The sequence below is a fragment of the Mesorhizobium sp. RSR565B genome (assembly GCF_054719465.1).
On the sequence record NZ_JBTTIE010000001.1, the window covers coordinates 563,394 to 577,389 of the forward strand.

General features: G+C 61.9%; 14 protein-coding genes and 1 tRNA gene. 12 read left to right on the forward strand and 3 right to left on the reverse strand.

The window, feature by feature from the left end; all coding sequences use genetic code 11:
• Positions 1-49: 49 nt before the first annotated feature.
• Together ACYG9R_RS02875 and ACYG9R_RS02880 are read right to left on the reverse strand one after the other, a co-directional pair.
• Positions 50-1,126 (reverse strand): tyrosine-type recombinase/integrase, encoded by a 1,077-nt coding sequence (locus ACYG9R_RS02875; protein ID WP_023824175.1) that lies wholly within the window; start codon positions 1,124-1,126, stop codon positions 50-52.
• 240 nt (positions 1,127-1,366) lie between these two features.
• On the reverse strand, positions 1,367-2,575 hold the full coding sequence (locus tag ACYG9R_RS02880; protein WP_352545437.1) for a porin: 1,209 nt from the start codon (positions 2,573-2,575) through the stop codon (positions 1,367-1,369).
• Between the two features lie 463 nt (positions 2,576-3,038).
• On the opposite strand from ACYG9R_RS02880, the gene ACYG9R_RS02885 reads away from it, so the two are divergent.
• The 3 genes from ACYG9R_RS02885 (at position 3,039) to ACYG9R_RS02895 (ending at position 5,105) form a co-directional block, all read left to right on the forward strand.
• Positions 3,039-3,129, forward strand: a tRNA-Ser gene (locus tag ACYG9R_RS02885).
• A gap of 436 nt (positions 3,130-3,565) precedes the next feature.
• Positions 3,566-3,808, forward strand: a complete 243-nt coding sequence (locus ACYG9R_RS02890; RefSeq protein ID WP_023699414.1) for a GIY-YIG nuclease family protein — start codon at positions 3,566-3,568, stop codon at positions 3,806-3,808.
• 121 nt (positions 3,809-3,929) lie between these two features.
• The gene (locus ACYG9R_RS02895; protein WP_023743754.1) at positions 3,930-5,105 is read left to right on the forward strand and encodes a porin; all 1,176 of its coding nucleotides are present in this window, start codon (positions 3,930-3,932) and stop codon (positions 5,103-5,105) included.
• Between the two features lie 91 nt (positions 5,106-5,196).
• On the opposite strand, the gene ACYG9R_RS02900 is transcribed toward ACYG9R_RS02895, so the two are convergent.
• The gene (locus tag ACYG9R_RS02900) at positions 5,197-5,358 is read right to left on the reverse strand and encodes a hypothetical protein (RefSeq protein ID WP_023687272.1); all 162 of its coding nucleotides are present in this window, start codon (positions 5,356-5,358) and stop codon (positions 5,197-5,199) included.
• Between ACYG9R_RS02900 and ACYG9R_RS02905 the strand changes: the two genes are divergently transcribed.
• The 9 genes from ACYG9R_RS02905 to ACYG9R_RS02945 all read left to right on the forward strand — a co-directional run bounded on the left by ACYG9R_RS02905 (position 5,357) and on the right by ACYG9R_RS02945 (position 13,934).
• Positions 5,357-6,469 (forward strand): pyridoxal phosphate-dependent aminotransferase, encoded by a 1,113-nt coding sequence (locus ACYG9R_RS02905; protein WP_023824178.1) that lies wholly within the window; start codon positions 5,357-5,359, stop codon positions 6,467-6,469. The genes ACYG9R_RS02900 and ACYG9R_RS02905 overlap by 2 nt on opposite strands.
• Before the next feature lie 156 nt (positions 6,470-6,625).
• Complete coding sequence (locus ACYG9R_RS02910; protein ID WP_023743752.1) at positions 6,626-6,931, forward strand: acylphosphatase; 306 nt, start codon at positions 6,626-6,628, stop codon at positions 6,929-6,931.
• Positions 6,932-6,978: 47 nt separating this feature from the next.
• Positions 6,979-7,635: a TetR/AcrR family transcriptional regulator gene (locus ACYG9R_RS02915; RefSeq protein ID WP_023743751.1), complete on the forward strand. Its 657-nt coding sequence runs from the start codon at positions 6,979-6,981 to the stop codon at positions 7,633-7,635.
• A gap of 65 nt (positions 7,636-7,700) precedes the next feature.
• Positions 7,701-8,864, forward strand: a complete 1,164-nt coding sequence (locus ACYG9R_RS02920; RefSeq protein ID WP_023743750.1) for an isovaleryl-CoA dehydrogenase — start codon at positions 7,701-7,703, stop codon at positions 8,862-8,864.
• A 1-nt stretch (position 8,865) separates the two neighbouring features.
• Positions 8,866-10,473, forward strand: a complete 1,608-nt coding sequence (locus ACYG9R_RS02925) for a carboxyl transferase domain-containing protein (protein ID WP_023743749.1) — start codon at positions 8,866-8,868, stop codon at positions 10,471-10,473.
• 1 nt (position 10,474) lies between these two features.
• Positions 10,475-11,005, forward strand: a complete 531-nt coding sequence (locus ACYG9R_RS02930; protein WP_023702171.1) for an O-acetyl-ADP-ribose deacetylase — start codon at positions 10,475-10,477, stop codon at positions 11,003-11,005.
• 120 nt (positions 11,006-11,125) lie between these two features.
• Positions 11,126-11,500 (forward strand): hypothetical protein, encoded by a 375-nt coding sequence (locus tag ACYG9R_RS02935; RefSeq protein ID WP_023670207.1) that lies wholly within the window; start codon positions 11,126-11,128, stop codon positions 11,498-11,500.
• 45 nt (positions 11,501-11,545) lie between these two features.
• On the forward strand, positions 11,546-11,923 hold the full coding sequence (locus ACYG9R_RS02940) for a hypothetical protein (RefSeq protein ID WP_023702172.1): 378 nt from the start codon (positions 11,546-11,548) through the stop codon (positions 11,921-11,923).
• A 49-nt stretch (positions 11,924-11,972) separates the two neighbouring features.
• Positions 11,973-13,934, forward strand: coding sequence for an acetyl/propionyl/methylcrotonyl-CoA carboxylase subunit alpha (locus ACYG9R_RS02945; protein ID WP_023824179.1), 1,962 nt, complete (start codon positions 11,973-11,975; stop codon positions 13,932-13,934).
• The last annotated feature ends 62 nt before the right edge of the window (positions 13,935-13,996 follow it).

A 13,996-nucleotide genomic window follows, 5' to 3' on the forward strand; every position in this document is an offset into this window, starting at 1 on the left:
CAAATATGATCCTGGGGTTACCATGGCAGTATATGAAAGCCTTGGGTAACTATTTGGCTTTCGAGCTTTTCCGGGGCGTCTTGGGTGCCTTCGCCGCTGCCGTTTTGCTCTTTTGGGCAGGCGTTGGCACTGAGGCCGTGGTCAGCGGCGATGCGAAGGCCGAGCTTTTTCCATCGCCGGACAGCCCTTCGCCGCGTGGTGCCTCCAGCACGACGACGCAGCCGTCGAGATCGTTGGTGGCCAGATGTGCGTAGCGCATGGTCATCGAAAGCGTCTGGTGGCCAAGCCACATCTGCACGCGGCGGATGTCGATGCCGCCCTGGACCAGACGTGAGGCGCAGGTGTGACGCAAGATGTGCGGCACCACCTGGTCGTCGGCGCCGAGGCCGACCTCGGCCTTGGCATCGTTCCAGATGGCGCGAAACTGGGCCTGGCTGAGTTTGGTGAACGGGCCTTTGGGCCGGCGGCCCTCCGAGGGCGGCAGTTTGATCACCTCCTTGACCCGCTCGGTCATCGGGATGGTGCGGCTGCGGCCGGATTTGGTGATCCAGAACGAGACGCGGTGTTCCTGGATGTCGTTCCAGATCAGTCCGAGCGCCTCGCCGAGACGGCATCCGGTGTCCACGAGAAAGCACGAAAGACGGTAGGCGTCTTCGCTGCGGGTCCTTATGGCGGCGAACAGCCTTGCTTCTTCGTCCCTTTCGAGGAAACGAATTCGTCCCGCCCGCTCCTTCTGGCGGCGGAACTCGGGCAGGCTGTGGATATCCCCCATCTTGTAAGCCTTGCGCAGCAGTTTGCTGAGGGCAGCCATCTTTCGATTGATGGTTGCGTTGCTGTTGCCGCGCTGGCGCAAGGTGCCGATAAGATTGTCCAGGGTGCTCTGGTCGAAGGCGCTGAACCGTTCTCCGAGGAGAATCTCGTCTATTTCGCCGATGAAGGAGCTGACATTGTATTTATGTCGCCCATCATCCCAGAGTATGTCTCGGTACGCTGAAAAAAGCTCTCCGACCCGGTGCGACTTTACTTCTCTAATCTTGTTGTAGCTGTATTTTATCTTCGCATTTTGAGAAGAGAACATTGAGAAATGTTCGGAGGGGTCGCCCTCTTGTATCGCGTCGATGGTCATAAATTGCCACACCCCCGAGTGGATAGAGTCAGACCTACCCGCTTGGAAGCGTCCTTTCAAGAGATTTAATCACGCAGTTGTGAATTCATCCGCCCATCAGCGGATCCCACGAACGCACCCTACGGACTGTTCAGCTGCCGATTCCCCCTGTTCCTTCTGCTTGTCTTGTCCAGTCACGAAACAAAAACAGCCCGGGCGTTTATGCGCCCGGGCTGGTATTCACCTGTATAAAGCCAGCCCTTAGAACGAGCGCTGGAAGCGGAGCATGCCGCCGATGGCGTCGTCGCCATCAGTAATACCGGTCCAGTTGTGGTTCGTGCCAAGGGTATCGACCTCATCGATCTTGCCTGCATTGACGTAGTCAACTTCGGCAGTGATCGTGAACCCGGGAACGACGTCGTAGGCGATGTTGGCTGCGATGCCGAGGTTTTCACCTTCGTCATACGAAACCTGAGCGTTGAACGAGGTCTTCTCGTTGATGGTGTAGGTGCCACCACCCCAGACTGCCCAGTTGCCATCCCACGGCTTGTAGAAGCCGCGGCCGCCGGCCGGGAACGCGTAGCCCGTATCCGTCAGGTTGTCGTCGGTGCCGTAGCCGCCCATGATGAAGAGCGACAGGTTCTGCATCGGGGTGATGTCCAAACGCACCTTGCCGGAGACTTCTTCATAGTTGCTGTCGTAAGCGATGACGCCGGTGATGGCGCCCCAGCCCTGCGTGTACTTCAAGCCGCCGACGACATGCGGAACGTAGCTGTCGATCGTGCCCACGCCGTAGGAACCGGCAGTACCGCCGCCCGCGCCTTCTTCGAGCGAGATCACGGCCGAGAAGCCGTTGCCAGCATCGAAATAGTACTGGATGACGTTGGTATCGAAATCACCGTAGGGAACCAGCGTATCCTGGATGACGTTGCCGGCATAGCCGATGAACGTGTTGAAGGCCGATTCGTCCTTACCGACGCGCAGGCCACCGAGCTGGATCCAGGCGAAGTTCAGCGAAACGGTGTCGCCGTTGCCAGCCGCATTGATGCTGGGGCCGACGGGGCCAACAGGATCCGCGCCCGCATCGCGATTGTTGTTCTGGAAGTTGAAACGGGTCTCGGTGTAGGTCTTCAAGGTGCCGAGCTCGGTTTCCTGGCCGGTCCAGGTCTTCAGCGAGAAACGGGCGTGCTTGAACCAAGTGTCGTTGCTGCCACCGTCCTCAACGTCGGCAGACGTCGCACCGTCGAACGAGCCGACGTCGCCGGCGCCGATGTCGTAGCGGATATAGCCGCCGATGCGCAGGCAGGTTTCGGTGCCGGGAATGTAGAAGTAGCCCGAGCCGTAAACGTCGCAAATCTTGACGTATTCAGCCGGTTCCGGCTCGGCGACGACGACGGCGTCGGCGGCGCGCGCACCGGAAACTGCGATCAGGGCCGCAGCGGAGCCGAGAAGAAGGCTCTTAATGTTCATTTTCTGACCTCCAGTCAAAAGTTAAAAAACGGGTCTGGGTATTCTTTGCTGAAGGACAGCGTTCCCTGCCCCATCCCCACTACCGAAAAAGATGCGCACCGCGCCGCTCCTTCGAAATCGACATTACCCATGAGGCGGCGGCGTTCAACCATGATCGTACCGGCGAAAGGGCTGTGCGGGCGCTATCCCGATGCGTTGTTGCACAAATGACACGATTTGGCCTCAGTCAGAAAGCTCTCATTAACTATCGAAGGGCCGCAAGCCTTTGCCGCAGCGCCGGAATGCGGCCGAATCCGGCGAGGAACGGCCGAGATTGCGGCCATGTCGCCGAGTCGCCAGCCAGGGAACTGCCGCAGAATCGCCGCATGCAAAAGGCTGCGCTGCGGCCGAATCCGGAATTTTCAGAGATAATGGCGCCGGCTTGTTGATTGTGCCGGCGCTTTTCTTTATCCAGCGGCGCAACGGAGAGGTGGCCGAGTGGTCGAAGGCGCTCCCCTGCTAAGGGAGTAGAGGTCAAAAGCTTCTCGTGGGTTCGAATCCCATCCTCTCCGCCATCCTGCTTCGCTCTTCGAGCTTCGCAGGACAAGCCCAACCCTCAGCGCGAAGCAGGATGGCGGAGAGGATGCCCTCCGAAGCCTTGGCGTAGGAGGGCCGGACCGTGTGGTGTGCTACGGGCCGCACAGCGTAAGCCCAGAGAACCCCTTGCAAAATTCGATTGGCAGTCCTGCTTCGCTCTTCGAGCTTCGCAGGACAAGCCCAACCCTCAGCGCGAAGCAGGAAGGCGGAGAGGATGCCCTCCGAAGCCTTGGCGTAGGAGGGCCGGACCGTGTGGTGTGCTACGTGCCGCACAGCGTAAGCCCAGAGAATCCCTTCCAAAATTCGATTGGCAGTCCTGCTTCGCTCTTCGAGCTTCGCAGGACAAGCCCACCTCAGCGCGAAGCAGGATGGCGGAGAGGATGCCCTCCGACACCCGGCAAAGGAGAGCAGCTCATGTGGTATGTGTATCTTCTGGAGAGTGCGGCTGCCGAAGGCGAACGCTATATCGGCATAACGACGGACCTGAAACGACGGCTTGTCGAGCACAATGCGGGGAAATCCAGCCATACATCCAAGTTTCTGCCGTGGCGGATCGTCACCTATATGGCCTTTTCGAACCAGGCCAAGGCAGCTTCATTCGAGCGCTATCTCAAATCCGGTTCAGGGCATGCTTTCGCAAACAAGCGCCTGTGGTGATGGCCGCATCACCCGCAGCAAAGTCCATTTTTCAATAAACCTCAACAATAACAACTGATTACAGCGAAAACGCCTGTCGCCGGCTTCACTGTCTTGTTCGATTCTGACTGGAGGTCAGAAAATGAACATTAAGAGCCTTCTCCTCGGCTCCGCTGCGGCCTTGATCGCAGTTTCCGGTGCGCGCGCCGCCGACGCCGTCGTCGTCGCCGAGCCGGAACCGGCTGAATACGTCAAGATCTGCGACGTCTACGGCGCCGGCTACTTCTACATTCCCGGCACCGAAACCTGCCTGCGCATTGGCGGCTATGTCCGTTACGACATCGGTGCCGGCGACGTCGGCTCGTTCGACGGTGCGCGGTCGTTCGACCATAAGGATGGCGACGAGCAGGATACCTTCTACAAGAATGCCCGTTTCACGCTGAAGACCTGGACCGGCCAGGAAACCGAACTCGGCACCTTGAAGACCTACACCGAGACCCGCTTCAACTTCGGCAATCGCAACGGCTACCCGTCGGCAGACGATCCGACGACCGAAGCAGACGAGTTCAACTCCAACCCTGCCGGCAACAAGAACGTTTCGCTGAACTTCGCCTGGATCCAGCTCGGTGGCTTGCGCGTCGGCAAGGACGAATCGGCCTTCGACACGTTCATCGGCTACGCCGGCAACGTCCTTCAGGATACGCTCGTTCCCTACGGCGATTTCGACACCAACGTCGTCCAGTACTACTTCGATGCGGGCAACGGCTTCTCGGCCGTGGTCTCTCTCGAAGAAGGCTCCGGAACCGTTGGCACCATCGACAGCTACGTTCCGCATGTCGTCGGCGGCGTGAAGTACACGCAGGGCTGGGGCGCCATCACCGGCGTCGTCGCTTATGACAGCAACTACGAAGAAGTCGCCGGCAAGGTGCGTTTGGACATCACCCCGATGCAGAACCTGTCGCTCTTCATCATGGGCGGCTACGGCACCGACGACAATTTGACGGACTCGAGCTATGCGATCGACGCCGGCGGCCGCGGCTTCTACAAGCAGTGGGGCGGCAACTGGGCTTTCTGGGGTGGTGGCACCTACACCATCAACGAGAAGACCTCGTTCAATGCCCAGGTCTCGTATGACGAATGGAAGAATCTCGGTGTTGCCGCCAACATCGCCTACGACGTTGTTCCCGGCTTCACGGTCACGGCCGAAGTCGACTACCTCAATGCAGGCAAGTTCGACGACGCCAATTTCTCCAACTTCACCAACGCCGACAAGAAGAGCAGCATCGGCGGTCTCCTCCGCTTCCAGCGCTCGTTCTAAGACGCTCAGCCTGGCTGAAAATCGAACCCGGCGGGCAACCGCCGGGTCTTCTTTTTGAAGCGCCCGTCGCCATTGGCTGCAGTGCTGGCCTTCAAAAGGGTTGCCGCCTACCGGCGGTCAGGTCGTAGAGCGTGGCCACCCGCGCCGATTTCATCACGGGCGTGATGGCCACTATTTCCAGCCGCGCCAGAACTTGCGCCGTCCTATTGGGCACGCTAGCAAGAAGGCCCATCTTCTCGTGAGCCTTTGCCATGCGCCAGCGCCCTGCCCTCACGCCGCTTGTCGGCGCGCTTCCCTCGACGGTGCCGTTTGTCGGACCGGAAGCGCAGGAGCGCGAGCGCGGACGTGCTTTTCGCGCCCGCATCGGCGCCAATGAAAGCAGCTTCGGGCCTTCGCCGCGCGTTATCGCCCGTATGGAGCGCGTCGCGCGTGACCAGTGGATGTATTGCGATCCCGACAATTACGATCTGAAGCAGGCTGCGGCCCGCCATCTCGGCGTCGGCGCCGAAAACGTCGTGGTCGGCGAAGGCATAGACGGGCTGCTCAGCCTGGTGGCGCGCATGTATGTCGCGCCCGGCGACGCAGTGGTCACCTCGCTCGGCGCCTATCCGACCTTCAACTTCCACATTGCCGGCGTCGGCGGCCGGCTGGTCACGGTGCCTTACGAGAACGACAAGGAAAGCCTGGACGGCCTGCTCAAGGCAGTCATCAAGGAGAAGGCGTCGCTGGTCTATCTCTCCAATCCGGACAATCCGATGGGCAGCTGGTGGGAAGCAGGAGATATCACCCGCTTCGTCGAAGCGTTGCCGGAAACCACCATGCTGGTGCTCGACGAGGCCTATGGCGAATTGGGGCCGGCCTCGGCGCTGCCGCCGATCGATGTCGCGCGACCCAATGTCATCCGCATGCGCACCTTCTCCAAGGCATACGGGCTGGCCGGCATACGCTGCGGCTATGCGGTGGCGGAAGCCGAGGTGATCCGTGACTTCGAGAAGATCCGCAACCATTACGGCGTCAGCCGCATGGCGCAGATCGCCGGCGTCGAGGCGCTGGCCGACCAGGACTGGCTGCACAGCGTGGTGGCGCGAGTCGCTGCCGGCCGCACACGTATAGCCGGGATTGCGGAGACGAACGGGCTGAAGCCGCTGCCATCGGCGACCAATTTCGTCACCATCGACTGCGGCCAGGACGGCGCCTTCGCACTGAAAGTGCTGCAAACCCTTTTGTCGCGCGACGTTTTCATCCGCAAGCCGATGGCGCCAAGGCTCGAACGTTGCATCCGCGTCAGCGTCGGCCTCGATCATGAACTCGACATCTTTGCCGAGGAACTGCCCGGCGCACTCGCCGCGGCGCGGGGAAACTAGCCCCGCCGATTGCCATCGCAACAGAGCCTGCCGAGGCCGCCAAGGCCAAAACAGAATCAGCCGCGACCCCGACTCCGTCGATCCAGCAGCAATCCGACACTCAAGCCTGTTGCTTTCGTCCGATTCCGCGCCAGTTTCTGTGCATGGGAGGCAACGATGGATGACCGGCAAAGGGCAGTGCAGGCGCGTGTGCATGGCAAGGTGCAAGGCGTCGGCTACCGGATGTGGGCGCGAGGCGAAGCGACAGGGCTTGGCCTCGTAGGTTGGGTACGCAATGAACGAGACGGCACCGTGACGACCTGGATTGCCGGTGCCGATGCTGCGGTTTCCACAATGATCGAACGGCTGCGGCAAGGACCAACGGGATCCTCGGTTTCGAAGGTCGAGACCGAGGAATTCGAAGTCCTCGACGCGCCCGTGGACTACCGGATCATCGTTAGACGGTTCTTATCGCCCACTTGAATTAATTGAACGTTCGTTTTATTCTTGCTGCATTCAGGGAGGCGATCATGGCACGCACAACGGGATCCGACGGCGAAAAAACTGAAGCGGCCGTCCGCGAGGCAGCGGTCAGCCTGATCGCCCGCTTCGGCTATGAGGCGACGTCGATGCGGCAGCTTGCCGCCGAGGTCGGCGTCCAGGCGGCCGCGCTCTACCGCTATTTTCCGACCAAGGGAGACCTGCTGTTCACGCTGATGCGCGAACATATGGAAGGGCTGATCGAAGCGTGGGACGCCGCACGCCCCGACGCTGCCGATCCGGCAACGCGGCTTGCCGCCTATGTCGAAAACCACATCGCTTTCCACATCGAGCGCCGCCACTCCACCCATGTCTCGAACATGGAATTGCGCAGCCTGTCACATGACCGGCTGACGCAGATCCTTCGCATGCGCACCGCCTATGAGAAGGAGTTGCGCGCCATCCTGCGCGACGGCGCGGAGGCCGGCGCCTTCAGTGTCGATGACACCGGGCTCACTGCCATGGCGCTGATCCAGATGATGACCGGCGTCATCGTCTGGTTCCGGCCGGGCGAGCGGCTGTCGATGGCTGAAGTCACGGCGACATATCTTTCAATGACAATGCGCCTGGTTGGCGCGAACATAGACGGCAAGACTTACAGCGCCGCGCGTCCCTTCGGACGCGCAAAGGACGCTGTAGCATTTTGATTTCGCGCATGATCCTTTCCGAAAATCAAAGTTGATTTCGGGGTCATGCGGCAGGAGGGAACGGCATGTACACGAACACACTCAGCTTCGGGCATGACGAGGACATCGAGGCGCTGCGCGATCTGGTGCGCCGCTTTGCCCAGGAGAAAATAGCGCCGATCGCCGCCGAGATCGACCGCAGCAATCAATTCCCCGCGCATCTGTGGAAAGAACTCGGCGCGCTCGGCCTTCTCGGCATCACCGCCGATCCCGATTTCGGCGGCAGCGGCATGGGCTATCTTGCCCACGTCATTGCGGTGGAAGAGATTTCGCGCGCCTCGGGCTCGGTTGGTCTCTCCTACGGCGCCCATTCGAACCTCTGCGTCAACCAGATCAACCGCTGGGCGACGCCGGCTCAGAAGGAGAAATTCCTGTCGGCATTGTGCTCGGGCGAAAGGGCAGGTGCGCTGGCCATGTCGGAATCGGGCGCCGGCTCCGACGTCGTCTCGCTCAAGCTGCGCGCCGAAAAGCGCAACGACCGCTATGTGCTCAACGGCTCGAAAATGTGGATCACCAACGGCCCCGATGCCGAAACGCTGGTGGTCTACGCCAAGACCGATCCCGAGCGGAAATCGCGCGGCATCACCGCCTTCATCGTCGAAAAGACCATGGCCGGCTTCTCGGCATCGCCAAAGCTCGACAAGCTCGGCATGCGCGGCTCCAACACCGGCGAACTGGTGTTCGACAATGTCGAGGTGCCCTATGACAATGTGCTGCATGAGGAGGGCCGCGGCGTCGAGGTCCTGATGTCGGGCCTCGACTACGAGCGCACCGTGCTCGCCGGCGGCCCGCTCGGGCTGATGGCGGCGAGCCTCGACGTTGCCGTCCCCTATGTGCATGAGCGCAAGCAGTTCGGCCAGCCGATCGGCGAGTTCCAGCTGGTGCAGGGCAAGCTCGCCGACATGTATTCGACGATGAACGCCGCGCGCGCGTACGTTTATGCCGTCGCGGCTGCCTGCGATCGCGGCCAGACGACACGCAAGGATGCCGCCGGCTGCGTGCTGTTTGCCGCCGAGAAGGCGACGCTGATGGCGCTCGACGCCATCCAGCTGCTTGGCGGCAACGGCTATACCAACGAGTATCCGACCGGCCGGCTGTTGCGCGACGCCAAGCTCTACGAGATCGGCGCCGGCACCAGCGAGATCCGCCGCTGGCTGATCGGGCGCGAGATCATGGCGGAAGGGGTTTAGCATGGCCGTACTCCAAACCCAGATCTCGCCCTCCTCCGAAACCTACCTCGCCAATGCCGAGCGCATGCGGGCGCTGGTTGCCGACATTGCGGACAAGGCGGCAACCGTCGAGCGCGGTGGCTCGGAGGAGGCGCGCGAGCGTCATGTTTCGCGCGGCAAGCTGTTGCCGCGCGAGCGGCTGGCGCAGTTGCTCGACACCGGCTCGCCTTTCCTCGAGATCGGCCAGTTCGCGGCATGGTCCATGTATGGCGAGGAGATTTCCTCGGCCGGCCTCGTCGCGGGCGTCGGCCGTGTCGAAGGCACCGAGGTGATGGTCGTGGTCAACGACGCCACGGTGAAGGGCGGCACCTATTATCCGCTCACGGTGAAGAAGCATTTGCGCGCACAGGAGATCGCGCTGCAAAACAATCTGCCTTGCGTCTATCTGGTCGACAGCGGCGGCGCCAACCTGCCTAATCAGGACGAGGTGTTTCCCGATCGCGAGCATTTCGGCCGCATCTTCTACAACCAGGCCAACATGTCGGCGGCCGGCATTCCGCAGATCGCCTGCGTCATGGGCTCATGTACTGCGGGGGGCGCCTATGTGCCGGCAATGTCGGACGAGACGATCATGGTTCGCAACCAGGCGACCATTTTTCTCGGCGGCCCGCCTCTGGTGAAGGCGGCTACGGGTGAAGATGTCAGCGCCGAGGAGCTTGGCGGCGCCGACGTGCACACCAGGCTGTCCGGTGTCGCCGACCACTATGCGCTGGACGACGAACATGCGCTGGCCATCTGCCGGCGCATCGTCAAAAATCTCAACCGGCGCAAGACTGTAAGCCTGACCTTACAGAAACCCATGCCGCCGCTTCATGACGCGCAGGAGCTCTACGGCATCGTGCCGACGGATCTGCGCCAGCCCTATGATGTGCGCGAGGTGATCGCGCGCGTCGTCGACGGCTCCGAGTTCGACGAGTTCAAGCAGAATTACGGCACCACGCTGGTCACCGGCTTTGCCCATCTTCAGGGCATGCCGGTCGGCATCATCGCCAACAATGGCGTGCTGTTTTCCGAAAGTGCTGTGAAGGGCGCGCATTTCATCGAACTGTGCTGCCAGCGCAAGATCCCGCTGATCTTCCTGCAGAACATCACCGGCTTCATGGTCGGGCGAAAATACGAGGCCGGCGGCATCGCCAAGGACGGCGCCAAGCTGGTGATGGCGGTCGCCACCGCCAAGGTGCCGAAGGTGACGATGATCATCGGCGGGTCGTTCGGCGCCGGCAATTACGGCATGTGCGGACGCGCCTACTCGCCGCGGTTCCTGTGGATGTGGCCGAACGCGCGCATTTCGGTGATGGGCGGCGAACAGGCGGCGACCGTGCTGGCGGTGGTCAAGCGCGAGGGCATCGAGCGCAAGGGCGGTGAGTGGAGCGCGGACGAGGAAGCGAAATTCAAGAAGCCGATCCTGATGAAATACGAGCATGAGGGCCACCCGCTCTACTCCTCGGCGCGGCTATGGGACGACGGCATCATCGACCCGGCGAAAACGCGCGAGGTGCTGGCGCTCAGTCTGTCGGCCGCGCTCAACGCCGGAATCGAGGAAACGAAGTTCGGCGTGTTCAGGATGTAGGATGAGCAAGTTCGGCGAACGGATACATGTCCACACCGGCGACATCACCAGGCTTGCGGTCGATGCCATCGTCAACGCCGCCAATTCCTCGCTGCTGGGCGGCGGCGGCGTCGACGGCGCCATTCACCGCGCCGCCGGCCCGGAGCTCGAATTAGAATGCCGGATGCTGAACGGCTGCAATGTCGGCGAAGCAAAGCTTACCAAGGGCTATCACCTGCCGGCACGTTACATCATCCACACGGTCGGACCTGTCTGGCAAGGCGGCGGCAAAGGCGAAGCCGGGCTGCTCGCCTCCTGCTATATCAGGTCGCTCGAAATCGCCGCCGCCAGGGATTGCCGGACTGTGGCATTTCCGGCGATCTCCACCGGCATCTACCGTTATCCGAAAAATGAGGCGACGCAGATTGCCGTTGGCATCGCAGGTACCTTCGTCGGACAGAACTCAACGCCCGAAACAGTTATTTTCTGCTGCTTCGACGAGCCAACAGCTCAACTATACCGACAAGCCGTTGCTGCCATTGGAGGATGCTAGTCTGCATGGATAAGATGGTTCATCCACCTACGCAAAAGCAATTTTCGGTGAGCAGGCTGGCGGTACTGGAGAATAGACGCTATTGTTCATCCCGCATTGGGCAACGGGGATGGGGTAAAGATGAGGCCGAAATATTCGGGAAAAACGACTGCGTCGGTACTTGCAGTCTTGCTTATATTTGCGGTACCCGGCGTTGGCGCCGCGGCATCGCTGGCGGGAAGCAAAGGCGACATCCATTTCTATCCGTATTTGCCGAAAAGCCCGAAAGACCAGTGCACCATGGCTTACAACGCCTATGTGGCCGCCGGCGGCCATTCGGCCTATGCGACCACGCCCTATGCCCGGATCCGTTCGTTGTACATCATCTGCGGCTCGGGCTTGAATGCACCGTCACAGAAGGCTGCCGAAGAACGGGCGATGAAATCCTGCGAGTCTGCCCGCAGCCATTACAAGGTCATTACAGGGGCTGGCTGCGAAGTTGCGGCATCGAAGTAGGCCGACAAGCATCGGCTTGGGCATTTTTCAAATGGGCGGCGCAAGATGAAATCGGCACGCATCAAACGAATTACTGTATCGATGCTTGCCGGCCTGCTCGTATTTACGGCACCCGGTATCGGGGCGGCTGGATCGCTGGCGGGCAGCAAGGGAGACACCCGATTTTGGCCTCCGTTGTCACTGAATCCAAAGGAGCCCTGCACGAAGTCGTACAACGCCTATGTCGCGGCGAGTGGCCACTCGGCCTACGCGACCACATTCTACTCGCGCGTCGACGATCTTTACATCATCTGCGGTGCGCGGCTGAACGCGCCATCTCAGAAGGCCGCGGAAGAGTTGGCGTTGCGAAGCTGTCAGGTTGGCCTGAAAAAGTGGAAGGTTCAGACCGCGAGCGGCGGCTGCAAAATCGCGGCTTCGAAATAGGCTCATTCCTGCCAGACCGGCGCCGCCCGAGACAAACTCTGGAGGCTCCATGTTCGCCAAGATCCTGATCGCCAATCGCGGCGAGATCGCCTGCCGGGTGATACGCACGGCCAGGAAGATGGGAGTGCGCACCGTTGCCGTCTATTCCGACGCGGACGCCAAGGCCCTGCATGTCAAAATGGCCGACGAGGCAGTGAGTATCGGTGCCTCGCCGGTCGGCGAAAGCTATCTGCGCGGCGACAAGATTGTTGCGGCGGCGCTGGCGACCGGCGCCGAAGCAATTCACCCCGGGTACGGCTTCCTCTCGGAAAACCCCGATTTCGTCGACCTGGTGGTGGCGGCGGGGCTCACATTCATCGGCCCGTCGGCCGCCTCGATCCGCGCCATGGGGCTGAAGGATGCGGCCAAGCGGCTGATGGAAAAGGCCGGCGTGCCGGTGGTGCCGGGCTATCATGGCGAGGCGCAGGAGATCGTGCTGCTGGCGTCCAAGGCGCGTGAGATCGGCTATCCCGTGCTGATCAAGGCGCGCGCCGGCGGCGGCGGCAAGGGCATGCGCTGCGTCGAACATCCCGAAGATTTTTCGGAAGCGCTGTCAGGCGCACGGCGCGAGGCCAAGGCCGCGTTCGGCGACGATCGCGTGCTGGTCGAAAAATACGTCGACAAGCCGCGCCACATCGAGGTCCAGGTGTTCGGCGACAATTTTGGCAATGCCGTGCATCTCTACGAGCGCGACTGCTCGGCGCAGCGCCGCCACCAAAAGGTGATCGAGGAAGCGCCGGCGCCCGGCATGACGCTGGCGCTGCGCGAGGCGATGACGGAAGCGGCGGTCAAGGCCGCCAAGGCGATCAGCTATTCCGGCGCCGGCACCATCGAATTCATCGTCGATGCCTCGCAAGGGCTGAAGGCCGACCGCTTCTGGTTCATGGAAATGAACACCCGCCTGCAGGTCGAGCATCCCGTCACCGAAATGGTCACCGGCACCGACCTGGTCGAGTGGCAGTTGCGGGTAGCCGCCGGCGAAAAGCTGCCGAAGACGCAGAGCGAAATCACGCTTTCCGGCCACGCCTTCGAGGCGCGCATCTATGCCGAGGACGCGGCGAAAGGGTTTCTGCCGGCGACCGGCACGCTGCATCACCTGGCGTTTCCCGACAACGCGCCCGAAGGCGCCAGCATGCGCATCGAGACCGGCGTGCGGGCCGGCGATGCGATCTCGCCCTTCTACGATCCGATGATCGCCAAGCTGGTCGTCCACGCCAAGGACAGGCAGGCGGCGCTCGATGCGCTCGGGACTGCGTTGTCGCAGACCGAGATTGCCGGCTCGACCGTCAACACCGCCTTTCTCGCGGCACTTGCCGCGAACGCCGATTTTTCGGCCGGCGACGTCGATACCGGCCTGATCGGCAGGCATCAGGAAGCGCTGACCGCGGTCGCCCCGCCGAGCAGCGAGATCGTTGCCGCGGCGGCCCTTGCCGCGGCGGGCGCCGGTGCCTTGCCGCCGTCGAACGATCCGTGGTCGTCGCTTGCCGGCTATGCGCATTTCCACAGCATTGCGCGCCGCACGCGCCTGCGGCATGGCGAGGACGATATACTGGCGCGTGTTTCAGTGCGGCCGGACGGGCGCTTCGAGGTGGCGCTGGACGCGCCCTATGACAGCGTCAATTCGCATGATCTTCGCGCCGCCCCTCGCCTTGCCCGCTGGCCAGGCCACGTCACCGTGTTCGAAGGCGCCGTCGGCTACAGTTTCCTCGTCCCGGATCCGCTGGCGCGAACCGACGAGGCGGCCGCCGCTTCCGGCAGCCTGCGCGCGCCGATGCCGGGCCTGGTCAAGCTGGTGCGCGCGGCAAAGGGCGAAAGGGTGATCAAGGGCCAGCCGCTATTGATCCTGGAAGCGATGAAGATGGAGCACACGATCGCGGCCAGCCATGACGGCGTGATCGCCGAGATCGCCACAGAGGGCGCGCAGGTCACCGACGGAACGGTGCTGGTGCGCTTCGTTGAAGAGGCTTCATAGCCGGCTGGAGGCTTGAACAAAAATGGCCGGGACAAGCCCGGCCATTTCCATGAGTACGCGGC